General features: G+C 68.8%; 21 protein-coding genes and 3 pseudogenes. 12 read left to right on the top strand and 12 right to left on the bottom strand.

What is annotated here, in order from left to right; genetic code table 11:
• Positions 1–174: 174 nt before the first annotated feature.
• The 6 genes and pseudogenes from ACHMW8_RS17525 to ACHMW8_RS17500 form a co-directional block, all read right to left on the bottom strand.
• Positions 175–582, bottom strand: a pseudogene (locus ACHMW8_RS17525) (TonB-dependent receptor plug domain-containing protein); the annotation flags it as partial.
• A gap of 196 nt (positions 583–778) precedes the next feature.
• Complete coding sequence (locus tag ACHMW8_RS17520; RefSeq protein WP_158624706.1) at positions 779–1408, bottom strand: GntR family transcriptional regulator; 630 nt, start codon at positions 1406–1408, stop codon at positions 779–781.
• A gap of 192 nt (positions 1409–1600) precedes the next feature.
• Positions 1601–2581, bottom strand: coding sequence for a TonB-dependent receptor domain-containing protein (locus ACHMW8_RS17515; protein ID WP_395443240.1), 981 nt, complete (start codon positions 2579–2581; stop codon positions 1601–1603).
• Complete coding sequence (locus ACHMW8_RS17510; RefSeq protein ID WP_395443239.1) at positions 2559–3995, bottom strand: TonB-dependent receptor plug domain-containing protein; 1437 nt, start codon at positions 3993–3995, stop codon at positions 2559–2561. The genes ACHMW8_RS17515 and ACHMW8_RS17510 overlap by 23 nt, the downstream gene beginning before the upstream one ends.
• A 59-nt stretch (positions 3996–4054) precedes the next feature.
• Positions 4055–5038, bottom strand: a complete 984-nt coding sequence (locus ACHMW8_RS17505; protein ID WP_395443238.1) for a FecR family protein — start codon at positions 5036–5038, stop codon at positions 4055–4057.
• Between the two features lie 97 nt (positions 5039–5135).
• Positions 5136–5663: an RNA polymerase sigma factor gene (locus ACHMW8_RS17500; RefSeq protein WP_395443237.1), complete on the bottom strand. Its 528-nt coding sequence runs from the start codon at positions 5661–5663 to the stop codon at positions 5136–5138.
• 171 nt (positions 5664–5834) lie between these two features.
• Between ACHMW8_RS17500 and ACHMW8_RS17495 the strand changes: the two genes are divergently transcribed.
• From ACHMW8_RS17495 to ACHMW8_RS17475, 5 genes are read left to right on the top strand one after another with little or no spacing between them, the layout of a single operon-like run.
• Positions 5835–6545, top strand: a complete 711-nt coding sequence (locus tag ACHMW8_RS17495; protein WP_395446003.1) for a thermostable hemolysin — start codon at positions 5835–5837, stop codon at positions 6543–6545.
• Positions 6542–8008, top strand: coding sequence for an AMP-binding protein (locus ACHMW8_RS17490; RefSeq protein ID WP_395443236.1), 1467 nt, complete (start codon positions 6542–6544; stop codon positions 8006–8008). Before ACHMW8_RS17495 ends, ACHMW8_RS17490 begins: the two co-directional genes overlap by 4 nt.
• The gene (locus ACHMW8_RS17485; protein WP_395443235.1) at positions 8005–8673 is read left to right on the top strand and encodes a TenA family transcriptional regulator; all 669 of its coding nucleotides are present in this window, start codon (positions 8005–8007) and stop codon (positions 8671–8673) included. Before ACHMW8_RS17490 ends, ACHMW8_RS17485 begins: the two co-directional genes overlap by 4 nt.
• Positions 8666–9418 carry an SDR family NAD(P)-dependent oxidoreductase gene (locus ACHMW8_RS17480; protein WP_395443234.1) on the top strand — a complete coding sequence of 251 codons (753 nt, stop codon included), beginning with the start codon at positions 8666–8668 and terminating at the stop codon, positions 9416–9418. The genes ACHMW8_RS17485 and ACHMW8_RS17480 overlap by 8 nt, the downstream gene beginning before the upstream one ends.
• Before the next feature lie 18 nt (positions 9419–9436).
• Positions 9437–10141, top strand: coding sequence for a hypothetical protein (locus tag ACHMW8_RS17475; protein ID WP_395443233.1), 705 nt, complete (start codon positions 9437–9439; stop codon positions 10139–10141).
• On the opposite strand, the gene ACHMW8_RS17470 is transcribed toward ACHMW8_RS17475, so the two are convergent.
• The gene (locus ACHMW8_RS17470; RefSeq protein ID WP_395443232.1) at positions 10110–10811 is read right to left on the bottom strand and encodes a VIT family protein; all 702 of its coding nucleotides are present in this window, start codon (positions 10809–10811) and stop codon (positions 10110–10112) included. The genes ACHMW8_RS17475 and ACHMW8_RS17470 overlap by 32 nt on opposite strands.
• Before the next feature lie 453 nt (positions 10812–11264).
• Here ACHMW8_RS17470 and ACHMW8_RS17465 point away from each other — a divergent pair, with 453 nt between their 5' ends.
• A complete protein-coding gene (locus ACHMW8_RS17465; RefSeq protein WP_395443231.1) occupies positions 11265–11639 on the top strand; it encodes a hypothetical protein in 375 nt (124 codons plus the stop codon).
• 31 nt (positions 11640–11670) lie between these two features.
• Here ACHMW8_RS17465 and ACHMW8_RS17460 read toward each other — a convergent pair whose 3' ends face one another.
• Both ACHMW8_RS17460 and ACHMW8_RS17455 read right to left on the bottom strand, forming a co-directional pair.
• Complete coding sequence (locus ACHMW8_RS17460; RefSeq protein ID WP_125158012.1) at positions 11671–12426, bottom strand: DeoR/GlpR family DNA-binding transcription regulator; 756 nt, start codon at positions 12424–12426, stop codon at positions 11671–11673.
• 108 nt (positions 12427–12534) lie between these two features.
• Positions 12535–15552 (bottom strand): carboxypeptidase regulatory-like domain-containing protein, encoded by a 3018-nt coding sequence (locus ACHMW8_RS17455; RefSeq protein WP_395443230.1) that lies wholly within the window; start codon positions 15550–15552, stop codon positions 12535–12537.
• Between the two features lie 300 nt (positions 15553–15852).
• On the opposite strand from ACHMW8_RS17455, the pseudogene ACHMW8_RS17450 reads away from it, so the two are divergent.
• Together ACHMW8_RS17450 and ACHMW8_RS17445 are read left to right on the top strand one after the other, a co-directional pair.
• Positions 15853–16899: pseudogene (locus tag ACHMW8_RS17450) on the top strand (metallophosphoesterase N-terminal domain-containing protein); the annotation flags it as partial.
• Positions 16900–17101: 202 nt separating this feature from the next.
• Complete coding sequence (locus ACHMW8_RS17445) at positions 17102–17839, top strand: calcineurin-like phosphoesterase C-terminal domain-containing protein (RefSeq protein WP_395446002.1); 738 nt, start codon at positions 17102–17104, stop codon at positions 17837–17839.
• A gap of 37 nt (positions 17840–17876) precedes the next feature.
• Here the strand turns inward: ACHMW8_RS17445 and ACHMW8_RS17440 are convergent.
• The 3 genes and pseudogenes from ACHMW8_RS17440 to ACHMW8_RS17430 all read right to left on the bottom strand — a co-directional run bounded on the left by ACHMW8_RS17440 (position 17877) and on the right by ACHMW8_RS17430 (position 21831).
• Positions 17877–19299 (bottom strand): annotated as a pseudogene (locus ACHMW8_RS17440) (amino acid permease).
• Positions 19300–19351: 52 nt separating this feature from the next.
• Positions 19352–20554 carry a Xaa-Pro peptidase family protein gene (locus ACHMW8_RS17435; RefSeq protein WP_125158009.1) on the bottom strand — a complete coding sequence of 401 codons (1203 nt, stop codon included), beginning with the start codon at positions 20552–20554 and terminating at the stop codon, positions 19352–19354.
• Positions 20551–21831, bottom strand: coding sequence for an NAD(P)/FAD-dependent oxidoreductase (locus ACHMW8_RS17430; protein WP_395443229.1), 1281 nt, complete (start codon positions 21829–21831; stop codon positions 20551–20553). Before ACHMW8_RS17430 ends, ACHMW8_RS17435 begins: the two co-directional genes overlap by 4 nt.
• 75 nt (positions 21832–21906) lie before the next feature.
• Between ACHMW8_RS17430 and ACHMW8_RS17425 the strand changes: the two genes are divergently transcribed.
• The 4 genes from ACHMW8_RS17425 (at position 21907) to ACHMW8_RS17410 (ending at position 24606) form a co-directional block, all read left to right on the top strand.
• Complete coding sequence (locus tag ACHMW8_RS17425) at positions 21907–22806, top strand: dihydrodipicolinate synthase family protein (protein ID WP_395443228.1); 900 nt, start codon at positions 21907–21909, stop codon at positions 22804–22806.
• A 30-nt stretch (positions 22807–22836) separates the two neighbouring features.
• A complete protein-coding gene (locus ACHMW8_RS17420) occupies positions 22837–23847 on the top strand; it encodes a 4-hydroxyproline epimerase (protein WP_395443227.1) in 1011 nt (336 codons plus the stop codon).
• 112 nt (positions 23848–23959) lie between these two features.
• Positions 23960–24349, top strand: coding sequence for a GntR family transcriptional regulator (locus ACHMW8_RS17415; RefSeq protein WP_395443226.1), 390 nt, complete (start codon positions 23960–23962; stop codon positions 24347–24349).
• The gene (locus ACHMW8_RS17410) at positions 24346–24606 is read left to right on the top strand and encodes an FCD domain-containing protein (RefSeq protein WP_395443225.1); all 261 of its coding nucleotides are present in this window, start codon (positions 24346–24348) and stop codon (positions 24604–24606) included. The genes ACHMW8_RS17415 and ACHMW8_RS17410 overlap by 4 nt, the downstream gene beginning before the upstream one ends.
• Positions 24607–24621: the final 15 nt, after the last annotated feature.

The following is a 24621-nucleotide window of genomic DNA, read 5'->3' as shown; positions in this document are numbered from 1 at the left end:
GCCGTCGTGCTGGTCGCTGATGAACCCGCCCAGCCGCGCGGCGACCTTGTCGGTCAGCGGCAGGTTGACGATCGCCTCCAGGTCGGTGCGATCCGGATCGGACCGGCGGACCGTCGCCGTCCCGCCGAAGTCGGGCTTGGGCGTGTTGGAGATCACGTTCACGGCGCCGCCGACCGCGTTGCGCCCGAACAGCGCGCCCTGCGGACCGCGCAGCACCTCGACCCGGGAATTGTCGAACAGGTCCATGCGCGTCAGCGACCGGCCGCCGAAGCCGCCGCCCGAGCTGTACAGCCCATCACGATAGAGCCCGGTCGCGGTCTCGGTGAACCCGACCCGGCCGCTGCCCTGCCCCCGGATCGAGATGTCGTTCAGATATTCCGGACCAGAGGTCACCAGGGTCACGCCCTGGATCTGGCGCAGGTAGTCCTCCATCCGGTCGAGCACGAGGCCCTGGCGGTCGGCCTCGGTGATCGCAGTCACCGCCGCGGGGACATCGCGCAGCTGCTCGGCCCGGCGGCGCGCGGTGACCACCACCTCGCCGACATCGCCCGCCGCCTGAGCGCGGGCCGCGCCCGCCGCCATGAGCTCCGCCAGCACGGCGATGGCGACACCGCCCATCATGGCCAGTCTGTTCGCCGCGCGCTGGCGGCGCGCGCTCTTGCCGGTCGTAGCCGTCAAAGCTCGTCCCATCGTTACCCTCCCTCACGGCGTCTGCGCGCCTTTTGTCAGGGGGAGGCTATGCCGAGACGATCGTCATTGTCTACAGATTGTCGACAATTTATGCCGTGACCTTCAGGGCAGCGGTCAAGGAGTCATCGTGGGTCAGCTGCGCCTGTCGATCGGCCTCGTCCTGATCGCCGCGCGCAATCGCCTCGATGAGATCCCGCCAGCGCTGGGCGGCGCGAACCCGCAAGGCCTCGGTGGTGAAGCCATAGGGGCCGAAGTTATGGGCGGCGCCGGTCCGGACATCCAGGATCAGGGACCGAAGCCGGCTGCCCCTCGCGGCGTCGAGCACGACAAGACCGGCTCGCAGGGTCTGGCGAAAGAATTCCTGAGGCTCGACGCCCTCGCCCGTCATCGCCTCCAGGCGCTCCACCTGCCGCCAAAGCGCTGTTATATCTTCATCATTTCTGGCGGCGGCGGCCTTGCGCGCGGCCAGACCGAAAAGCACCGCGCTGATTTCGACGCTCTCGCGCGCCTCCTGGTCGGAGAGGCGGGCGACCGCCGCGCCCTTCATCGGCTCGATATGCACCACCGAGCGCGTGGCGAGGATGCGCAGCGCCTCGCGCACGGGCGCGCGGCTGACCTTGAACCGTTCCGAAAGCTCGACTTCTCGAAGGCGATCGCCCGGCTTGTAGACGCCCGTTTCGATCAGGTACGCCAGATCCAGCGCGACCCGGTCGGCCACGGATCGATTTCGCTTCTGCTGCAGGTGTGGGGGTGGCGCTTTGGACATTGCTGACAATCTTGAATCGCTCCTGATCGTAGCAAGGTTCTTCTTCAGAGCGTAGCATCGGTCGAAACCACCCGGCGGCGGACACTTTCGGCTCGAGCGAATCGCCATTTTCCCACGCCGGTCTCCGCGCTGGACCGTCGATCGTCAGTATTGCGCGCGGATCTCAAGAGAGATCGTCCTTGGCCTCTGCGGCGTGCTCTGCGGCGACAGCTTCAAGGTGAATGGATTGCCATAGGCGAACGTATCGCCCGCGCCGTCGAAGAGATTGTCGACCGCCAGGCCCAGGCTCAGGCGTTCCGAGCGAAGCCGCGCGGCGACGCGGGTGGTGGCGTAGCCCCCCATGGACGGCGCGGTCGCCCCGTCGAAGCTCAGGCGCGAACGGCCGACATAGGCCGCCCGGACGTCAAGGCTCGCGCGCCACCCCTCGCCCACGGGTCGCTCATAGTTCGCCGCGAGCGAAACCGAGCCTTGCGGCACGCCCGCCAGCCCGAGGTCCTTGCGGCCGGGAAAGGCGGCGTTGACGGTTTCGAGTTCCGGATGGTTCAGCAGGAAGCTGGCGTCCAGCCGAAGTCCTTCGTGGACATAGCTCCCTTCGAACTCCAGCCCGACATTGCGGCCATCGCCCAGGTTCGCCGTGTACGGCAGCCCGGAGGGCAAGAGCTGATCACTCTGGATGTTCCTCCATGACGCCAGGAACGCGGCGGCCCGCAGGCGCAACCGGCCGTCCACCCACGCGCCCTTCGCCCCGGCCTCGTAGCTCCACAGCTCGTCGCCGTCATAGTGGCGCTGCGGTTCGCCGCCGGCGGTATCGAAGGTCTGGGTCGGGATCACGGCCGTGTTGAAGCCGCCCGAGCGATAGCCTTCGGCCGCCTGGACATAGATCAGCGTCGCGGCGCTCGGCGCGAACGACATCACCACCTTGGGCGCGAAGCCGACATAGCTCCGCGCGTCGCGGAACGTGGCCTCGGCGCCCGTCGTCGTCATCGCCGCGCGACTGGACGCCTCCGACCGCGTCGCGAACAGTCGACCGCCCAACGTCAGGCTCCAGCCGCCGCCGAGATCGCCGATCGCCTCGCCGAAGAGCGCGCCCTCGCCCAGCACGTCACGGCGCTTTTCGCGGACCAACGGCGCGGAAGGCTGATCGGCCAGGAGGATCAGGCCATCGCGCCCCTGTCGCGTACGGGCGAGGAAAGGCGCCGACCTGCCATTGGATCCGCCCCTCCGGCCGCGACGCCAGCGACGCCTCGGCCACGACCGCGCCGACATGGTTGTCGTCGTCGAAGGCTATCGCCGCGCCGGCGGGAACCGCGACGGGCGGCGCGGCGCTGGCGTCGTAGCGGCTGGACAGATCATGCCGCACGGCGGCGAGGGTGAACTTCGCGTCCTGTCCGAAAAGAAGACCTTGGGCACCGACATGAACCTCGACAAAATCGTTGTCGTGCGGCTCGGCGATCCGATTGCGGCGCGCATAGGTCCCGATCCCGCGATCGGCGTACTGCGTATCTTCGGAATCGATCGCCTGAGCGGCCAGACCGGCCTCGGCGCTCCAGTCGGGGCCGAGCATCGTCCGCGCGGTCAGGCGGACGCCCGTGCGACGCGTGGCGTTCACATCGGCGCGCCCCTGGCCGAGATCGTCGACATAGCCCCCCTGGCGTTCGGCGTAGCCGACAAGCCGGACCGCGGCGCGGCCATGCAGCAGCGGCATGTTGATCATCGCCGACGCCAGCCCCCCCGCCTCGCCGCCGCGGGTGGTCGAAGCCGAGACGGAGGCCCAGGCGTCGAAGGCCCCGGGGTCCGGACGATGCGTCGTCAGATGCAGGACGCCCCCCAGCGAACCCGCGCCGTAGAGAGCGCCCTGGGGACCGCGAAGCACCTCGACCTGCCCGATATCGACCATCAGCAGATCGGGGTCGGGAGCGTTGTAGGTCAGCCGCACGTCGTCGAGATAGATGCCGACCATCGACTGGGTCTGGCCGGTCAACGGTCCGTCGGACAGGCCGCGCAGGATGACCTTGTCCCGTCCGGGGCCCAGGTTGGTCACCGTCATGGAGGGAACGGTCAGCGCCAGATCGGTGGCGTCGCGCACGCCCCGGGCCGCCGCGGCGCGCGCGTCGAGGACGCTGACCGAATAGGCCAGACGGTCGGCGACCGCCAGTCGACGTGTGGCGACGATCACCAGTTCAGACAGCGGAAGCGGCGTCTCGGTCGACGTCTCGACCACCGCCGTGACGCGCGGCCGTGTCGCTGTCGGCGCCGGCGGCAAGAGTACGACCCTGTAGGTCCTCGGCGCGATCCAGCGAGCATCGCACCCGGTGCCGCGCAACAGCGCTCTCAACGCCGTGGCGGGAGCCGCGCGTCCCGAAAAGCCCGGCGAGGGCCCGCATCCCTCGGCCGCGCTCAGATCGATCGAAACATGCGCTTGCAACGCGAACGCCGTGGCCGCCGCCCTGAAGGGCCCCGCGGGCGCCGAGAAGACCACCTTTTCGCCTGCGTGGGCGCATAGCGGCGGCGCGACGGTCAGGCCGATCGCCGACGCCATCCCTAGGCGGCGCCACGCGCGGTTACGCAAAGTCACGCCCCTCCAAGACGGTCAGGAGGTCACCTTAGGATGATTTCCCCGTTCGCGCGATCAATGCTCAAGCCTGCATAGGCGGCGATCGCCCGGACCGCGGTCTCCTGGTCGTCCAGGGCGATCACGCCGGAGAAGCGCCGGGTCGCCGCCCCTGGCGAGATACGCACCGGCGTCGCGAAACGACGATTGAGGTCGGCGACGATATCGCCCAGCGTCTCATTGTCGGCGATCAGCTGCCCCTGGGTCCAGGCGAACGCGCCATCGGGCTCCACGCGCCGCACCTCCGATCGCGCCGCGCCCTGATCGTGACGCAGTTCCTGACCCACGGTGAGACGGCTCGGCGGCCCTCCCCGTCCGTCCCGCTGGGCGACCTCGACGACGCCGCGGCGCACGGTGACCCGGACGCCGCCGACATCGTGGCGGATGTTGAATTCGGTGCCGACCACCCGCACGCGCTGGTCGCCCACCCCGATCACGAACGGCCGGGAGGGATCCTTCGCGACGTCGAAGCTGGCCTGCGCCAGGCCCATTTCGACTCGGCGGGTTCGCCACCCCAGTCGAACGCTGAGCCGGGAGCCGCCGTCCAGCGTGATCCGGGTGCCGTCCGCGAGGTCGATCCGACGCATCTCGCCCGGCTTGGTCTCGTAGGTGACCTGCTCGCCCCGCGCGGATTGCCAGAGCGCCGGGCCGCCGACCAGGACCGCCAGCGAGGCGGCGATCGCGCCGCCGATCCAGACGCGCCGGGCCGGCCGCGCAGACCGTCTTGGAAACGCGATGACGTTCGGTCCCTCGGGCGCGAGCCCCGCCGCGATCTCGGCCTTCCTGAGATCGACATCGGCCATGATCAGTTCGGCGTCCTCGAAGGCGGCGAGCCGCGCTTCGGAGCCCTCGAGCCAGTCGGTCAGAGCCATCCAGTCCTCGGCCGTCGCCGCGTCGGACTGGACGCGGAGCAGCCACGCGACGGCTTCGTCGCGCAGCGCCTCCTTCGTCTCTCGATCCTGACCGTTCATAGGACTTCGCCGTGTCTTGGAAGGCCGTCAGCCTTCCCGCTTGCCCCAAAGACGCCATAAAGCGGCCGGCGCCTCAAAGAAATCTCGCGCGTCGATCTCATGGCCATCGCCCGACCTTGGCGACGATCAGCTTGAGACTGGCCATCATGTATTTCTCGATGCTGGACCGCGAGACCCCCATCGCCGCCGCGGTCTCGGCATGGCTCAAGCCCTCCAGCTTGTGCAGGCGGAACGCCTCCCGCGCGGCCGGCGGCATCGCCTCGACCGCCTCGAGGACCCGGGAAAGCTGCTGCTTGGCGGCGGTGGCCTGGTCCGCGGGAACCTCGTCAACGACCTGGTCGCCGCCGATGTCCGACACATGCGCTCCGCGCCATTGGGCGTCGCGCGCCTCGGCCCTTCGCCGGACCTTGATCCGATCCAGCATCAGGTTCGTCCCCAGGCGGTAGAGATAGGCCACGGGATTGTCGATGGTCTCGACGCGCCGATCGACGATCTTGAGATAGATGTCCTGCACCAGATCCTCGGCGGCCTCGTCCGACCGCAGACGCACGCGGAAATACCGCAGCAGGCTCTCGCGCCGCTCCAGATAGGCGGAAAGCAGGGGATGGACGTCTGTGTCGTCCAAGGCGCGGTCGCGCTCCTCGAGGGGTCAGCGCAGAATCCGCGCCTGCGACAATCTTTCCGAACCGCGGACGCCGCGCAACCGTCGAAAGCTTTGAGGCGCCCCTCGAAGGACGTCGTCCTTGCCGGTCGAAGCGCTCGATCATGCGCCGGACAGGAGATCCCCTTGCTGGAAGTGATGATGATGAACGACGGCGCCCGCGTCGGCAGCCTGTGCTTCGACGCCGACCGCGTGCGCCGGTTCACCTCCGTCGAGCCGCGGATCATCTCGATCCACAACCATTTCCGTCCCGAGCGTCTGCGGGTGGAAGCCTATATCGAGGCGACCTACGCCGAGGCGTTCGGCAGCCGGATCCGGTCCCACTATCCGACCCTGATGAGCGTGCAGGACGCCGCGGGCCGGATCCACGCCGCCGTCGGCTTTCGGCTCGCAAGCGAGGCGCCGCTGTTCCTCGAACGCTATCTGGACGAGCCGATCGAGACGGCCCTTCGCACCGCGACCGGCGCGGCCGTCCGTCGCGACGAGGTGGCCGAGATCGGCAGCCTGGCGTCCCAGAGCGCCGGCGCATCCCTGTTCCTCTTCATGGCCCTGGCGCGCCATCTGCACCACGCGGGATGCGAGCACGCCGTGGCCACCGCGACGCGACAGCTGCGCCGGACCTTCAGTCGCGTCGGCTTTCCAACGCGGCGGCTGACGCCGGCCGACCCCGCGCGCCTGGGCCCGGAGGTCAAGGACTGGGGCGGCTACTACGAGCGCGATCCAGAGGTCTTGGCCGGCGCCATCGCCCCCACGCTCGAACCGCTCGCTCAACTGCTGATGACCCAGCCGCCGCCGATCCAAGGCGCCTGCTCCCGTTTGCATCCCCGCCTGGGAGATCGTCCATGAGCCTCGTCCTCGCCGCCATCGCTCAGCGCGCGCGTCTCGGTGACGGCGCCATCGCGCTCAGCGACCAGACCAGCGCCTTCAGCTACGGCGCGCTCGAGACCGCCATCGCCGCCGCGGCGCGGGATCTCTTCCTTTGGGCTCCGCTCGTCAGGCCAGGCTCGCCGATCGCCGTGCGCCTGCCCAACGGGGCGGCCTGGGTCATTCTGGACCTCGCCCTGGCCCGCCTGGGCTGGACCAGTCTTCCGCTGCCGGGCTTCTTCACCGACGCCCAGCGCCAGCACGCCATGGCCGACGCGGGCGCCAGCCTGCTGGTCGAGCTCTCCGACGCCGCCAATGGCGACCTGAGCATCGCCGGGTCGCCGCTGCGCGTGACGCCGCTGTCCCTGCCGGACCGGCGACTGCCCGCCGGAACCGCCAAGATCACCTACACATCCGGTTCCACCGGCCAGCCGAAGGGCGTCTGCCTGTCGCGCCAGCACATGGAGGCGGTCGCCAGCTCCCTGGTCCAGGCCATCGGCGCGAACTATGCCGGCCTGCACCTGCCTCTGCTGCCGCTGTCGATCCTGCTGGAGAACGTGGCCGGTCTCTACACCACCCTGCTGGCCGGCGGCCGCTATCACATATTGCCGCCTGACCAACTGGGCCTGGCCGATCCCTTCCGTCCCGACCTGCCCAGGCTGGCTGGCGCGATCGCCGAACAGCGGGCCAACAGCCTGATCCTCGTGCCCGAACTGCTGCGCGCCCTGATGATGGTCATGACCTTCACCGGCATACGCCTGCCTGACCTGACCCTGGTCGCCGTCGGCGGCGCCAAGGTCGCGCCCTCGTTGCTGGCCCAGGCCGATGAGCTGGGCCTGCCGGTCTACGAGGGCTACGGCCTCAGCGAATGCGCCTCCGTCGTCGCGCTCAATACGCCGTCGGCGCGCAAGGCGGGAACGGTCGGACGCCCCCTGCCCCACCTGGGCGTCGCCATCCGCGAGGGCGAGATCGTCGTCGAGAACTCCGGCTTCCTCGGCTATGCGGGCGGCCAGGCGCACGACGGCCCGGTCTTCACGGGCGATCTCGGCGAGATCGACGAGGACGGCTTCCTGCGCATTTCCGGTCGACGCCTGAACACGATCATCACCAGCCACGGCCGCAACATCGCGCCCGAATGGGTCGAGAGCGAGCTGACCGCCCAGCCCGAGATCCGTCAGGCCGTGGTGCTGGGCGAGGCCCAGGCCGAGCTCTCGGCGCTGATCGTGCCCCTCATCCCAGGCATGGACGAAGCGGCGATCGCGGGCGCCGTCGCCCGCGCCAACGCCAACCTTCCGCCCTACGCCCGGATCGGCCGCTGGCTCGCGCGCGACGCCTTCGACCCCGCCGCTGGCGAATTGACCAACAACGGACGTCCTCGACGCGCGGTGCTCGGCGCCCGCCACCGGGACTTCATGGAAGCTTCCACGACAGGAGATCTCGCGTGAATTTCTATCAACGCCTCGTGACCGAAACGGTCGACGGACAGATGGAGCTCGCCTCGACGCCGCAGATTCAGGACGGCCTGACAGGCCGCATCTCGCGCGAGACCTACATCGCCTACCTGACCGAGGCCTATCATCACGTGAAGCACACCGTGCCGCTGATGCGCGAGGCCCGCGCCGGCATGGACGAGGCTCACCGACGCTTCGTGGAGGCCCTGGACGAATACATCGCCGAAGAGACCGGCCACGAACACTGGATCCTCAGCGACATCAAGAACTGCGGCGGCGATCCGGAGGCCGTTCGCACCGGCGCGCCACGTCCGGCGACGCTGGCGATGACCGACTACGCCTACGACTATATCCGCAACGCCAACCCGATGGGCTTCTTCGGCATGGTCTTCGTGCTCGAAGGCACCAGCGTTCGGCTCGCGACGCAGGGCGCCGAGGCGGTCGCCAAGAACCTTGGCCTGGGTCCGGAGTGCTTCAGCTACCTCACCTCACACGGAGCGCTGGACATCGAGCATCTGAGCTTCTTCGAGACGCTGATGAACCAGGTCGATGATCCCGCCGACCAGGCCGCGATCATCGAGGTCGCCAAGGCGATCTTCCAGCGCTTCGCCGCGGTGTTCCGCTCGATCCCGCACGTCCGGGAAACGGCCCATGCTTGAGAACAAGACCGTTCTCGTCACCGGGGCCTCGGGCGGCCTCGGCGCCCTGGTGGCCAGGCAATTGGCCGACGAAGGCGCGCGTGTCACGGCGCTGGGCCGCAACCGCCCCAACACCGACGTGGACTTTCTGCCCCATGACCTTTCGACGCCCGCCGGCATTGAAGCGGCCGCCGAGGACGTTGGCCAGCGCTGTTGGGACATCCTCGTGAACCTCGCCGGCGTCCAGCATTTCGGCCCGGTCGAGACGGAGGATTCTGAGAGCCTGGTGGCCGGCTACATGGTCAACCTGGTTGCGCCCGTCCGGCTGACTCAGGCCGTGCTGCCCGGCATGAAGGCGCGCGGGGCGGGACAGATCGTCAACATCGGCTCGATCTTCGGCTCGATCAACTTCGCCCACTTCGCCACCTATTCCAGCGCCAAGGCCGGACTGCGCGGGTTCAGCCAGGCCCTTCGGCGCGAGGTGGCTGGGACGGGCGTGGATGTGACCTACATCGCGCCCCGCGCGGTGCGGACGGCGATGGTGTCGGATCGGGTGCTGGAGTTCGCCAAGCTCACCCAGATGCAGATCGACCGGCCCGACGCCACGGCCAGACGGATCGTCTCGGCTATCCGGGCGCGACGCCGCGACGTGTATCTGGGCTTCCCCGAAGCCTTCTTCGTTCGCCTGAACGCCCTGCTGCCCGGTCTCGTCGACCGCGCCCTCTCCGCCAACGACCGCAAGGCCGCGCAGCTGTTCGCGCGCTGATCACTCCAGGACATCGCCATGATTCAGAAATCCCTCGTCGCCTTCGGCCTGGCCCTCTCGCTGGCGGCCGGCGCCGCCCGGGCCGATGCGCTCGACCCCCGCCTGGACGGCCTCGCCCGCGCCTGGGCCCACGCCAACTATGAGATCGCCGACAAGGGCGCCCAGGGCGCGGCGGCGGCGCAGGTGGCCGCCGACGCCGACGCCCTGGCCAAGCAGAACCCCGGCCGCGCCGAGCCCCTCGTCTGGGAAGCCATCGCCAAGGCGACCCAGGCCGGCGCCAAGGGCGGGCTCGGCGGACTGGCCCTGGCCAAGGAGTCGAGGTCACTGCTGGAACGCGCCGAGAAGATCAATCCCAACGCGCTGGGCGACGGCTCCGTCTACACCAGCCTGGGCTCGCTCTACGCCCAGGTGCCAGGCTTTCCGATCGGCTTCGGCGATCCCGCCAAGGCGCGGAGCTATCTGCAGAAGGCCCTCGCGGCCAACCCCAACGGCGTGGACTTCCAACTTCTTCTACGGCGATTTCCTGATGCGCCAGAACGACTATGCCGGCGCCAGCAAGGCGCTGCAGAAGGCGCTGGCCGCGCCGCCGCGTCCGGGCCGGGAGATCGCCGACAAGGGCCGCAAGGCCCAGGCGTCGACCCTCCTCAGCCAGGCCCAGGCCAAGCTGCGCTAGATAGCGTGGGCGTGGCGATCAGATCGCCGCGCCCACGAAGCGCCCTATGACGGCCGTCACGGCCATCGCCACCGCGCCCCACAGCGTGACACGGACGACGCCCCGCCAAGGCGACGCATCGCCGGCCTTGGCGCCCACATAGCCGAGGATCGCCAGGCCGCAGAGCGAGGCGATCGTCACCGCGCCGCTCAGCATCGCGCGCGGCGCCGCCACCGCGACCACGAGGGGCAAAACCGCCCCGGCGGCGAAACTGGCGGCGGACGACAACGCCGCCTGGACCGGCCGGGCGCCGGTCAAGTCCGACAGACCCAGCTCGTCGCGGGCATGCGCCGCGAGCGCGTCCTTGGCCATCAGCTGCGTCGCGACCAGGCGCGCGGTTTCCGGTTCGACGCCGCGGCTGATATAGATCTGGGCCAGTTCCTCGTGCTCGGCTTCGGGCAGATCGCGGAGTTCGGCGACCTCACGGGCCAGCTCCGCCTTTTCCGTATCGGCCTGCGAGCTCACCGACACATATTCGCCCGCGGCCATCGACATCGCGCCGGCCACGACGGCGGCGACGCCGGCGACGACCACCTCCCCCGGAGACTTCGCGGCCGACGCCACGCCGACGATCAGGCTCGCGGTGGACACCAGACCGTCGTTGGCGCCGAGCACGGCGGCGCGTAGCCAGCCGATCCGCGACACGCGGTGACGCTCAACATGGCGATAGACAGCGCGCATTCTAGGCCTCCTGGCCGAGTCCCCCGGACGTCGACTCGCCGGATGGACGAGCTTGGCCCCGACATTCACCGACTCCATGACGAAGATCAAAGCCCGCTCGCATCGCACGGCCCGCCTCCTGAAAGCGCTGTGCGTTTTTCATCCGCGCCGGGAGACGTCGCTTCAACGACGGCGGATGGGATTGGCGCGGGGGTGGTCCTCGGCTCTGAGATGATCGCGCCATCCGGAAACACCGGCGCCCGAGATCGCAATCATTTCCCCGTTTCGGGGCTGTCCGTGCTACGAGCTCCCCGAGGCGCGAAGTCACGCCATTCGGACAGGTTCCTCCGCGAACGGTCCAAGGTCCCGAAGCCGGGGACGCCCACCACACCACCAGCAAATTGCCGGGCGGCCCAAGGGTTCGGACCGACGCTCTCCGCGGTTTTCCGCCTCCGCCAGAATTGGAATGTCGACGTGGTCAGCCGAAAGCTTCTGATGGCGCTGTGCGCGACGGCCTATGTCGGCGCCGTCGGGTTTTCCGTCACGGACCTCCTGCGCGACCCGCCCTTGAAGTCCTACGCCATCGCCCTCGGGGGGGATTGGACGCGGTGCGTCGAAGTGCGCGCCACCAGCGAGCGCCTGGCCCGTCGTGAAGCGCTCAAGGGTCCGTCCCCCGCGAAGGCGGAAGGCCGCTGCACCACCCTCCCCGCCATCAAGGCCGTGGACCAACGCCTGATCTGGGAGCGCGGCTTCAACGCCCTGCTCGTCGTCTCGACGATCCTGGCGGCGCTGTGGAGCGTCGAATTCGCGACGCGCGCCTGGCGTCAAAGCGCCGCGCCGTCGACCTGAGGCCCGATGGCGACAGGCCCGGCGGCGGTCCCTAGGCCACCACGACCTCGGCATGGGAAAAGGCGTCCTGGAACGCCGGGCTCAGCGCGGCGTCCGTGACCAGGATGTCGACATCCTTCAACGAGGCGGTGTGGACCAGGCCGATGCGGCCGAACTTGCCCTCATCCACCGCCAGCAGCACGCGGCTGGCCGTCGAATAGGCGATGCGGCTCATGATCGCCTCGCTAGGCGAGTGGTCCATCAGGCCATGCTCCAGACTGACCGCGCCGACGGTCAGCACCGACAGGCTGGGCCGGAAGCCCGCCAGGAAGTCCTGGGCGTAACGATCGGAGAACGACTGGTAGGCCGCGTTCAGCTCGCCGCCGGCCAGGAACAGGGTGTGGCCGCGATCCTTGCGCACCGCCTGGGCCACGGCCAGGGAATTGGTGATGATCTTCAGCTGGCGATGCTCGCCCAGGGCCTTGGCCACGAAGCAGGACGTCGAGCCGCTGTCGAGGAACAGGGTGTCGCCGTCCGAGATGAACTTGACGACCGCCTCGGCGATGCGGGTCTTGCCGGCGACGTTCTTCTGCATGCGCAGATCGAACGGGCCTTCGATCTCCTGCGGCGGCAGGCGGACGGCGCCGTGCAGGCGCACGATCGTCCCGGCCTCCTCCATCACCCGCAGCTCGCGCCGGATCGTCTCTTCCGAGACCGACAGCGCCTTGGCGATGTCGGTGATGGCGCGCGTCTGGTTCGGCTCCAGCAGGTTCAGGATATCGCGCTGACGATCGTAGCGTTTGAGCATTCTCTGTCCGTCTCCGCGGGCCGCGCGACACTATGCCGTGAGTCCCGATAGATGAAGTGCGCCCCCGGCCGGCGGGGATTGGGGAGACCGGCCGGGGACGCGCGCGTCCTAGAAGGCGACGCGCAACTGGATCCGCGCGTAGCGCGGGGTCTGGTAATCGACCGGCTTGCGGAAGTTGGTGTCCGCCACGCCGCTGCCGCCCACGTCGCCGAACTCGTGATAGGCGGTCACCGCGTGCGAGTTGAACAGGTTGAAGACGTCCAGCCGCAGCGAGGCGTCGAACCGGTCGCCCGGCGTCGGCAGGGTCACCACCGCCGAGGCGTTGAACTGGGTCACCCAGTCGCCCTCGAAGGCCGAGCCGCGCTCGACCACCTTGCCCTGGCAGTAGAAGCCGTAGCCCTGATAGCCATAGGCGGTGGCGTCGACGGCCTTGGGCACGATGCCGATGCAGCTGTACTTGCGCGGCGACTGGACCAGGCCGTTGCCGCCCAGGGTCAGCCAGTCGTTGACCTTGTAGCTGCCATAGGCCTTGAACGTGTGGCGGCGATGGTTGGGCAGGTAGCCGTCGGCGCCGTTCAGGAAGCCCGGCGAGTCGAAGTCGGCCGTGGTGTTGATCGCCAGCTGGCCGTTCTCCGAGCGCACGCCGCCCTCGTAGTTCCCCTTCAGGCTGGCCCAGGTATACGACCCCGAGACCGACCACTGGCCGTCGTAAGCCCGGTCGAAGGTGAAGGTCATGGCGTTGTAGTCGCGCTTGGGCTTGGGATAGGTCAGGTCCGCCGCCGACAGGGTGACGACCGGCTTGGAGCCGTCGGGCAGGCTGTTGAGGCGGATCTTCACGTCCTCGCCCGGGTTGACGATCACCCACTGGCGACCGCCGCCGAAGCTCGACTGGCACTGGGCGGCGCTGAAGCCGGCTTTCATGCAATAGGCGCGCGCGCCGGTGTCGATGGCCACGTCCTCGACGATGTTGTTCAGCTCGCGGTGGGTGAAATAGGCGCCCAGCTTGATCAGGTCGCCGACCCGCCGCTCATAGCCCAGCACGAACTCGTCGGCCGACTGGGGCTTGAGGTTATGGGCGATGGACTCGGCGGTGTCGGCCACCAGGCCCGAGGCCGAGACCAGGCAGTTCGACACGCCTGTATCCGGGCAGGCCGAGACGCCGTTAGCCGTGGTGATCGCCGCGCCGATGGACGGGTCGCCATTGGCGCCGACGCCGTTGAGCAGGTTGTAGCGGGTGTAGGTGACCAGCGAGCCGGCGAACTTCAGCGACAGGTCGCTGGGCAGCGGCAGGTAGTAACGGCCGAAGAAGCCGTACAGCTTTGACTTGCCGTCGCCGAAGGGATCGCCGGAGACCGACAGGCGCGGCGCCCACTGGTCGCCCGGATCGTAGAAGCTCTTGTTCTCGGCGTTGCGGTTGTCGAAGCGGTCGTTGCGGACGCCGGCCTCGACCTGCAGGCGGTCGTTGAACAGCGACCACTGGTCTTGAGCGTAGAACGCCTGGTTGACGGTGCCGAAGCTGCCGCTGTTGCGATAGACGCGGGTCGTCACGTACTCGACGCCGGCCGGCAGGTTGCTCTGATCCGAACCGTTCGAGCGATACAGCTTGAAGGCGCCCCGGCCGATCGTCTCGAAGAACTGGGTCGCCGTATTCTTTTCGTGGTCGTAGCCGATCCGCAGGTGGTGGGCGCCGAACAGGTCGAAGTTGAAGTCGGCGTCGGCGCGATAGAACGTGCGCTTGTCGTCGTTGAACGACTGGGCGTCGGTGACCTTGTTCAGGCCGATGTTCACCCCGGCGGTGTTGCTCCGATAGTCGACGACCTGCTCGTGGGTCGTGTCCAGCGGCAGTTGGCCGTCGCGGAACTTGTTGACGCCATAGGCCGCCGACAGGGTGAACCAGGGCGTGAAGGTGCCGGTATAGCGCCCGATATAGTTCTCGCCGCCCGAGCGCTGATTGGTGCCGCCCGTCTCCGCGCCGACCGTCTTGGTCGTCGGATCGTAGTTGAGGCTGCGGTTACGCACGTCCTTGGTGGTGTCGAAATAGGTGAACTCCAGGTGCTGCTTGGAGGTCAGCCAGCCGTCCAGCTTGCCGCCCCAGAACGGCGCGTCGTCGGTCACCCGGGTGGCGTTGGCGCCTGTGGCCTGAGGCGTGAAGCTCTTCAGCTTGCGCTGGTTGTAGAGGCCATAGAAGAACAGGCGGTCCTTGATGATCGGTCCGCCCAGCTCGGCCACCCACTCCTCGCGGCTGGACGTGGAGTCCTGGAAATTGTTGCGGAAGGTGTTGGGCGCGCTGTCGCGCAGGTCGCCCGGCTCCCAGGTCGCCGTCACGCCGCCGTGGAAGGCATTGGTGCCCGACTTGGTGACGGCGTTGACGAAGCCGCCGGTCGAGCGGCCGAACTCGGCCGGATAGCCGCCGGTCTTCACTTCCACCGATTTATAGAAGTCGAACGGCACTTCCACGGGCAACAGGCCCATGCGGAAATTGGTGATGTTCAGGCCGTTCACGAAGAAGGCGTTCTCGATGAAGCTGGCGCCCGAGATCGAGATCTGGTTGGCGAAGCTGCCGTTTGCCGAGGACGAGCCCTGCACGACGCCTGGCGACATCAGAGCGATGTCGCGCAGCGAGCGGCCGACCGGCACGCGCTCGACCAGTTCGCCGATCTCGATCGCCGCGCCGGTGGTGGTGATCTCGAAGTCCGGCGTGCGCATCCGACCAGCCTTGACCACGATGGCCTCGACCGAGCCGATGGGCGCCAGGGTGAAGAGGTTCGACGCGCCCGCGCGGCTGATCAGCACGCCGCTTTCAGCGTAGGCGTCATAGCCGTCGGCGGACACCGACACCGCATAGGCCCCCGGGGCCAGCTGCGGGATGACATAGGCGCCGCTGGCGTTGGTGGTCGCCGAACGCTTCACGCCCAGGCTTTCCGAGGTCAGCTGCACCACCGCCCCGGCGATCGGCTTGCCTTCGGCCGACTGCACGCGGCCCGAGGCCTGGACGTTGGTGTAGTCCTCGGCGAAGGCCGGCGCCGTCATCAGCGCGACCGCCGTAATGCTCGTGCTGACCAGGGCCAGTGCCCGCAGCGCCAGGACGCCGCTCAGGCGCCGCCCGGCTCGAGTGTGTTGCCTCACGACCGACTCTCCCAAAGAGAAATTTGTGCCCGACGAGCGTTGCGACCGTCCTGCCGGCCGCCGCCCCCTCGCCACGGTCTCCCTTAGGCGCGATTTGTGGATGTGATGTGACATTTGTTGATTTCATGTTCATGTCACACGAGATTGGCTTGCGATTTGCGAGCATCTTGGCCACAAACCTCTCAAATCCCCACACGGAAGGCCTCGCCGGCGGTCAGATCGCCGCCAGCGCGCGGACCTTCATCGGGATGTGTCAGACGTCCGCCAAACAGGGGGGCGTCTTCAGCCAAGAGGCTTGTCGTGACCAAGACTTCCCTGCCGATCGCCCTGCTGTGCGCGACGATCCTCGGCGGATGCGCCAGCGCCGCCCTGGCCGCGCCGGCGAACCCGACGACACCCTATTTCGCCGACATCGACGTGCGCCGCGACGCGCGGACGGACGACAGGACGATCGCCGGCGTCGTATTCGATGACGTCAATCATAATGGGCGCCTGGACGCGGGCGAGCGCGGCGTGGCCGGGGTGAAGGTCTCCAACAGCCGCGAGGTCGTGCTGACCGACAAGGCCGGCCGCTACGCCCTGCCCGCGCGTCCGGACATGGCGGTGTTCGTGATCCAGCCCAGCGGCTGGCGCGTGCCCACCGACACGCGCTGGGTTCCGCGGTTCGCCTATCAGCACAAGCCGGCCGGCACGCCCAAGGCCCTGCGCTATGGCGGCCTGCCGCCGACCGGTCCCCTGCCCTCGGCGATCAACTTTCCGATCATTCCCACAGAATCCGGTCAGACCTTCGACTGCGCGGTGCTGGGCGACGTCCAGCCGGCGTCCAATATCGAGGTCGGCTATGTCCGCGACTCCCTGGTCCGCGAACTGGTGAACGCGCCCAAGAAACCGGCCTGCCTGCTGGCCCTGGGCGACATCGTCAGCGACGACCTTCACCTGATCCCGCGCACGGCCGAGGTGATGGGCGCGATCGGCGTCCCGCAATGGTGGGTGCAGGGCAATCACGACTACGACCACGACGCCGACCACGACATCGACAGCTCCGACACCTGGCGGCGGCTGTATGGCCCCAACAACTACGCGTTCGAGATGGGCCAGGCGGTGTTCATCGTGCTGGACAACGTCTCGTTCCCCTGCGGCGAGGATCCCCGCGAGGCGCGCGAGCGGCCGTTCTGCAAACAGTACTGGAAGACCTATGCCGGACGCCTGCTACCCGACCAGATGACCTTCATCGAGAACGTGCTGAAGACCACCGATCGCAAGAAGCTGGTCGTGTTCGCCGCCCACATCCCGTTCGTCGGCTTCGACAACAGCGAGTCACAGCCCCACCAGACGGCCAATCTTGACGAGCTCTACGCCCTTGTGAAGGGGCGACCGGCCCTGTCCCTGACCGGCCACAGCCACACGCTGGAGAACATGGCGCCCGGCGACTCGATGGCCGGCTGGAAGGAAAACGTCGGCGTCTCGACCATCCCGTTCCGCCACCTGGTGGCCGGCCGCCGTCGCCGGCGACTGGTGGGGCGGCGACTACGACATCGACGGCGCGCCGATGAGCATCCAGGGCGACGGCTCGCCGCGCGGCTATGTCGACTTCGTGGTCAAAGGGACGAACTACACGCTCGACTACCGCGCCAGCGGCCTGCCGCGCGACCGGGCCATGTGGCTGTCGGTCAGCACTCCGGCCTTCCGCGACTGGGCCGACAAGATCTTCGCCTGGCGCGACGCGCCGGAGGACAAGCGCGATCCCGTGCCACCGCTCAGCGTCCAGGACCTGCCGGACGTCAAGCTGCTGACCCCGACCGACTTGGCCGGCCAGAGCTGGCTGACCGCCGACGTGTGGATGGGCGACTCCACGACCAAGGTCCTGGTCGCCATCGACGGCGGCGCGCCCCGGCCGATGACCCGCACCCAGGAGATGAAGGGCGAGACCGTCCACAGCGGCGCGACCTGGTCGGATCCGTTCGCCCTGCAGCGCCAGCTGACCATGGCCCGCGCGGCGATCCAGAGCCGCTCGGGCGATCCCGAGACTCAAGGCTACGTCCAGGGCCGCCAGAAGCGCCTGCCGCCGATGCCGCCCCAGCCGCGCGGCTCGCGCGCCGACCACTCTCCGCACATCTGGCGCTACGACCTGCCCAGGGACATGGCCGAAGGGATGCACACGGCGGTCGTCACGGTCACCCGCGACCAGGGCGCGCCGTCCCGCGACACCCTGGTGTTCGAGGTCCGGCCGACCCGTCCGAAGCCGACCTTCGACTTCGAGCATTGGGACAGGTTCAAGAACCAGTAGCGCGTCGGCGGCGTCCGCCGCCGACGTGATACCGACCTCAGCTCGCCGTCGAAGGCGTGTTGAGGAAGCTCTTGCGACGGCCGTAGAGCAGGTAGACGACGATCCCGACCACGTTCCACGCCAGGAAGCGGCCAAGCGTCGCCGGCGGCAGGCTGATCATGAAGTAGAGGCAGCCGACCACCGCCAGCGGACCGACCACCCACACGGCCGGGCAGCGGAACAGGCGCGGCAGGTCGGGCTTGGTCACGCGCAGAACCATCACGCAGACGGCCACGCAGATGAAGGCCAGCAGGGTGCCGGCGTTCGACAGCTCGGCGATCTCGTCCAGTCGGAACAGGCCCGCGACCACAGCCACGAAGGCGCCGACCATCAGGGTCAGCTTCACCGGCGTGCCGCGACGCTCGTGCAGACGGCTCAGGCCGTGCGGCAGCAGGCCGTCGCGCGACATCACGAAGAATACCCGCGTCTGGCCGAACATCATCACCAGGATGACGCTGGGCAGGGCGATGACGGCCGCCGCCGCGATGGCCACCGCCGCCCAGGGGTGGTTCAGGCTGCGCAGGATGAAGGCCAGCGGCTCGCCGCTGCGGGCGAACTCGCTATAGGCCCAGGCCCCGACCGCGCAGGTGGCGACCAGCATGTAGATCAGGGTGCTGACGACCATCGAGCCGACGATGCCGATGGTCAGGTCGCGCTTGGGGTTCTTCACCTCCTCGGCCGAGGTCGAGACCGCGTCGAAGCCGAAGAAGGCGAAGAACACGATGGCCGCCGCCGCCATGACGCCGCGGGTGTGGCCGTTCACGGTCTCGGACGCGAAGCCGTAGGGCATGAAGGGGGTGAAGTTCTCGGGCTTCAGCGCGGTGATGGTCAGCATCACGAACACGGCCAGGGCCAGGATCTTGATGGCCACCAGGGCGATGTTGACCACCGCGCTCTCCTTGGCGCCGCGGATCAGCAGGGCGGTGACCGCCAGCACGATCAGCACCGCCGGCAGGTTGACGACGCCGCCGCCGTGCGGTCCGGCCAGCAGGGCCGCCGGCAGGGTTACGCCCGCGCTCTTCAGAAGCCCGACCATGTAGCCCGACCAGCCCACCGCCACGGCGCTGCAGGTCACCGAATATTCCAGGACGAGGCTCCAGCCGACGATCCAGGCCAGCCCCTCGCCCAGCACGGCGTAGGCGTAGGTGTAGGCGCTGCCGGCCGCCGGGATCATGGTGGCCATCTCGGCATAGGTCAGGGCGGCGAACACGCAGAGCACGCCGCAGGCCGCGAAGGCCAGGATCACGGCGGGACCGGCCCGTTCCGCGCCGATGCCGGTCAGGGTGTAGATGCCCGTGCCGATGATCGCGCCGATGCCCAGGGCGATCAGGTGCGGCCAACTCAGCGTCGGCTTGAGGCGGCGGCTTTCCTCGAACGCGGAGCACCGCGTCCAGCGCCTTGCGGCGCGTCCAGAAGGTCATCAGTCCCAGTCCCCTGTTGTTGTCGCGCCCGGCCCCCTCGCCGGTCCGCGCTTTACGAAAACGGCCTGTCGATCGCGGCCGAAGGCTTGGTGAACCAGGCCGCGCCGTCGGGCGTGACATGGAAATGGTCTTCGAGCCGGACGCCGAACTGGTCGGGCAGCACGATCATCGGCTCGTTGGAAAAGCACATGCCGACCGCCAGCGGGGTCGTGTCGCCGCGTACCAGATACGGGCCTTCATGGATGGAGAGGCCGATGCCGTGGCCGGTGCGATGCGGCAGGCCGGGCAAGGCGTAGTCGGGGCCCAGGCCATGGCGTTGCAGCACCTCGCGCGCCGTCTGGTCGATCACTTCGCACGGCACGCCGGGCCGCACGGCCGCGAAGGCTGCGGCCTGGGCCTCGTGCTCGATGTCCCAGATCCGCCGGTGCTCGGCGCTGGGCGTCCCGAAGACGTAGGTGCGGGTGATGTCGGAATGGTAGCCGTCGATCTGACAGCCGGTGTCGATCAGCACGAGATCGCCGTCCGCCAGGCTCTGCTCGCCCGGCACGCCATGCGGATAGGCGCTGGCGACGCCGAACTGCACCGCGCAGAAGGTCGAGCCGTTGTCGGCCCCGCAGGCGCGGTGGGCCGTGTCGATGAAGCGCTTGACCTCGCCGGTGGTGATCCCGGGGCGCAGGATCGCGGCGGCGCGGCGATGGACCTCCAGGGTCAGGCTCTTGGCGTATTGCAGCAAAGCGAGCTCGGCCGGCGACTTGATCCCGCGGCAGCCGTCGACGACGGGCGCGGCGTTCAGCACGGTGAGGTCGGGCGCGGCCCGGCGGACGTCGTCGAAGGCCTGGAAGGACAGGGCCGGGTCGAAGGCCAGGGTCGTGACGCCCAGCGCCTTCAGCATCTCGGCGACCAGCGCGCCCGGCGGCTCGTCCTCCTGCCAGAGACGGATCTCGGCCTCGACGCCCAGGCTGGCTTCCAGCGAGCCCAGCTCGAAGGCCGGGCAGATCATCATCGGCTCGCCCTCGACGGGCAGCAGCATGGCGACCAGTCGCTCGGTCGCACCCCAGGTCACGCCGGTGAAATAGCGCAGGCTGGCGCCGGCGCCGATCAGCAGCGCCTGGGCGCCCAGCGCCCGCGTCAGGCCCCGCGCCTTGGCCAGGCGCGCCCGGCGCTCGGCGGCGTCGATCGGCGCGGGCCGGCCGGGCGGCGGCGCGAGGTCAGCGAGTTCCTGTTCGGCGGAAGATCCGCCAATGCCGGTCGTCATGCGGCGATCTCCTTGGCGCGGCGCGCGGCGCCGGGGGCGAAACGGTCCAGGTCGAACGGCGCCAGGTCAACCGCCGCCGCGCCGCCGCCGGCCAGGGCGGTGACGATCTCGCCGGTCGTCGCCGCCAGGGTCAGACCCAGATGCTGGTGGCCGAAGGCGTAGATCAGGTTGGACGCACGGCGGCTGACGCCGATGGCCGGCAGGTAGTCGGGCAAGGTCGGCCGCGCGCCCATCCACTGGCTGCGCGACGCCGCCATCGGCAGGCCCAGCGCGCCCACATGCCGATGCAGGCGCGCCCATTTGCGTGGATCGGCCGGAGAATCCTGGCGGGCGAACTCGACGAAGCTGGCCGCCCTCAGCCGGTCGCCGAACCGGGTGACGATCATCGACCGGTCCTCGAAGACCATCGGCGGCAGGTCACCCCACGCGCGTCCATCGCCTTCGAGGACCTCGCCCTCGATGTGATAGCCGCGCTCGGCGACGATGGGCGCGACATGGCCCAGGCCTCGCATCAGCCGTCCGCTGCCGACTCCGGCGGCCAGGACGACCTGGTCCGCTCGCGGCGTCTCGCCGTCGTCCAGGGCGACGACCGCGCAACCGCCCTCGAGCCTCAGCGCCGTGACCCTGGCCGAACGAATCGCGCCGCCCAGGGCCACGAAGGCGTCGCGCAAGGTCCGCAGGGCCAAGCCAGGATCGCTGATCTGCCCGCTGTTCTCGAAACGCAGGCCGCCCGCCGGCGCGACGGCCAGACGGCTGGCGACCTCCAGCAGCTCGACGCCCCGCAGGTCGCGCGTTCGCGCCTGGCCGATGTCGGCCGCGCCCCAGGCCGCCCTGCCCTTTTCGGCGCTGGCCAGGCTCTCCCAGACCACGATGTGGCCGCGCTCGCTCAGCAGGTCGGGCCGGCCGGCCGCCGCGGCGAGACGTCGCCAGGCCGGGATCGCGTCGGCGAGCAAGGCGCCCAGCGCCGCCTTTCCGTGATCGAAGGCGTCCGGCGCGCAAGCCTGGACATACCGCCCCGCCCAGCCGCCCCATGAGAGAATGTCCGCGAATCTGAAGTCCAGGGCCCCGCCGCGCGGGAACCAGCGCGTCGGGGCCGATCTCAACGCCTTCATCGAGGCGATCGGTTCGACCTGTTCGATGGCGATATGACCGGCATTGCCCCAGGACGCCGATGGACCCGCGCCCTCGTCGATGAGCAGCACGTCAGCGCCCGCGCGTCGGAGATCCAACGCGCAGGCAAGCCCCACCACGCCTCCGCCGACAACGACTATACTCATTGGACAGCCACCAGGCCTTTACCTCGAGATCTCATATCGTATATGGTAGACGAACATCACAGAGGTGCAAGCGGTATGAATTCGATCTCCTGGCGCGGCGTCTATCCAGCGGCGACCACTCAATTCAATGCGGACTCGTCCATCGACTTCGAGGCGAGCCAGGGCGTCCTCGACGCCCTGATCAAGGACGGCGTCCATGGGCTCATCGTGCTCGGCACCTGCGGCGAAAACAACTCGCTTGAAGCCGATGAGAAGCGCGCGGCGCTGAAAGCCGCCGTCGAAGTGGTCGCGGGGCGCGTTCCGGTGGTGGTCGGTGTCTCGGAAATGACCACCGACCGCGCCGCCAAGTTCGCCAAGGACGCCGAAGCCCTCGGCGCCGACGCCCTCATGGTGCTGCCGGCCATGGTCTATGTGCCCACCGAGCTGGAGCTGGAGCACCACTTCCGCACGGTCGCGGCGGCCACCAGCCTGCCGATGATGCTCTACAACAACCCGCCGGCCTATCGCGTCTCGATCACCACCAGCGTGCTGCAGCGCCTGGCGGACGTGCCCAATATCGTGGCGGTCAAGGAAAGCGCGCCCGACACCCGCCGCTTCACCGACCTGCTCAACGTCTTCGGCGATCGCTACATCCTGATGGCCGGTCTCGACGACGTCGCGCTGGAGGGTCTGCTGCTAGGCGCCCACGGCTGGGTCTCGGGCCTGACCAGCGCCTTCCCACAGGAATCGGTGGCCCTGGTGGCCGCCATCGACCGGGGCGACCTGGCCGAAGCCCTGCGGATCTACCGCTGGTTCATGCCGCTGCTGCACCTCGACGCCGAACATGATCTCGTCCAGTCTATCAAGCTGGCCGAGCAGATCATGGGCCGGGGCTCCGAGCGCGTCCGCGCGCCGCGCCTGCCGCTGGCCGGGGCCCGTCGCGCCGAGGTGACGGCCATGGTCGAGAAGGCCGCCGCCACCCGTCCCGTCGGCTAGGCCCCGATCAACCAGGACTGTCGATCAGCCATGCGTCACACCTTCTTCTGCATTGACGGCCACACCGCCGGCAATCCCGTACGGCTGATCGTCGGCGGCGCGCCCCTGCTCCGGGGCGCGTCGATGAGCGAGCGCCGCCAGGACTTCCTGGAGCGCTTCGACTGGATCCGCACGGGCCTCATGTTCGAGCCGCGAGGCCACGACATGATGTCCGGCGGCTTCCTCTATCCCCCCACCCGCGACGACACCGAGGCCGGCATCCTGTTCGTCGAGACCAGCGGCTGCCTGCCGATGTGCGGCCATGGCACGATCGGCATGGTCACCTTCGCCCTGGAGAACGGCCTGATCACCCCGCGCGTCCCGGGCCGCCTGAAGCTGGAAGTGCCGGCCGGCGTCATCGACATCGAATACACGACGGCGGGCGACAAGGTCACGGCGGTGAAGATCGTCAATGTGCCGGCCTATCTGGCGGTGACCGACATCGAGATCGACGTTCCGGGCCTGGGTCCGCTGAAGCTGGACGTCGCCTATGGCGGCAACTTCTACGCCATCGTCGAGCCGCAAGGCGCGTACAAGGGCCTGGACGCGTTCAGCGCCCAGGACATCCTGCGCTACAGCCCCATCGTCCGCGAATTGGTGCGCGAGAAGACCACGCCCATCCACCCGCTGGATCCGACCATTCGCGGGGTCAGCCACGTCTTGTGGGCCGACGGTCCCAGCACGGAAGGCGCGGACGGCAAAGCCGTTGGGCGCAACGCGGTGTTCTATGGCGACAAGGCCATCGATCGCAGCCCCTGCGGCACCGGCACCTCGGCCCGCCTGGCCCATCTCCACGCCAAGAACAGGCTCAAGGTCGGCGAGACCTTCGTGCATGAAAGCTTCATTCGCAGCCGCTTCATCGGCAAGGTCGAGGCGGAAACCGCAATCGGGGATCAGGCCGCGATCATTCCCTCCGTCGAGGGCTCGGCGATCTCGACCGGCTTCAATACGATCTGGATCGATCAGGCAGACCAGTTCTGGCGAGGTTTTCAAGTCGTTTAGGGCGCGGTCGACGATTTCTTGTTTGCACTGGCCGGTTACAGGGACCTATGACCGTTGAGGGCGCGCTTCGCGCCGCCAAGCCTTTGCGCTTCTTGAGAGACACGCCCACCCGATGACCATCGTCGTCCGCACCCTCTCCGACCAGACCTACGAGCTGGTCCGCAAGCGTATCCTGCTGGGCCAGATGGCCCCTGGAACGCCGGTGCGACAGGACACGATCGCCGAGGAGCTGGGGGTCAGCAAGATCCCGCTGCGCGAGGCCCTGAGCCGGCTTGAGCAGGACGGCCTGCTCAGCTCCTACCCGAACCGCGGCTATGTCGTTCGGCCGCTGTCGGTCGACGAGGCGCACGAGGTGTTCGATCTGCGCCTCAAGCTGGAGCCCGGCGCGACGGCCGCGGGCTGCAAGAAGGCCACGCCCGAGGATCAGCAGGTGGTCAAGGCCGCCCTGGCCGCCCTCGAGACGGCCCAGCAGAGCGGCGCCCGGGCGATCACGTGTCGATGAACCGCGCCTTCCACATGGCCATGATCCGGCCTTCGGGCGGCCTGGTCACCTATCAGCTGCTGGAGCGCCTTCAGGTCCTGGCCGAGCGCTATGTGCGCGTCCACCTGGAGCCCTATGGCCGGGAAGCCCGCGCGGCCGAGGAGCATCGCGAGCTTCTCGACGCCTGGCTGAAGGGCGACGCCGCCAAGGTCGAGTCCCTGACCGCCGCCCACATCCGCGGCACGATGAAGGACCTGAAGCAGCAGCTGTCGGCCTAGGCGCCGCGCTTATTG

This window comes from Caulobacter sp. UC70_42, assembly GCF_044056025.1.
Taxonomy (GTDB): Bacteria; Pseudomonadota; Alphaproteobacteria; order Caulobacterales; family Caulobacteraceae; genus Caulobacter.
The sequence above is the reverse complement of the archived record's forward strand: the minus strand, read 5'-3'. Positions and strand labels throughout refer to the sequence as shown.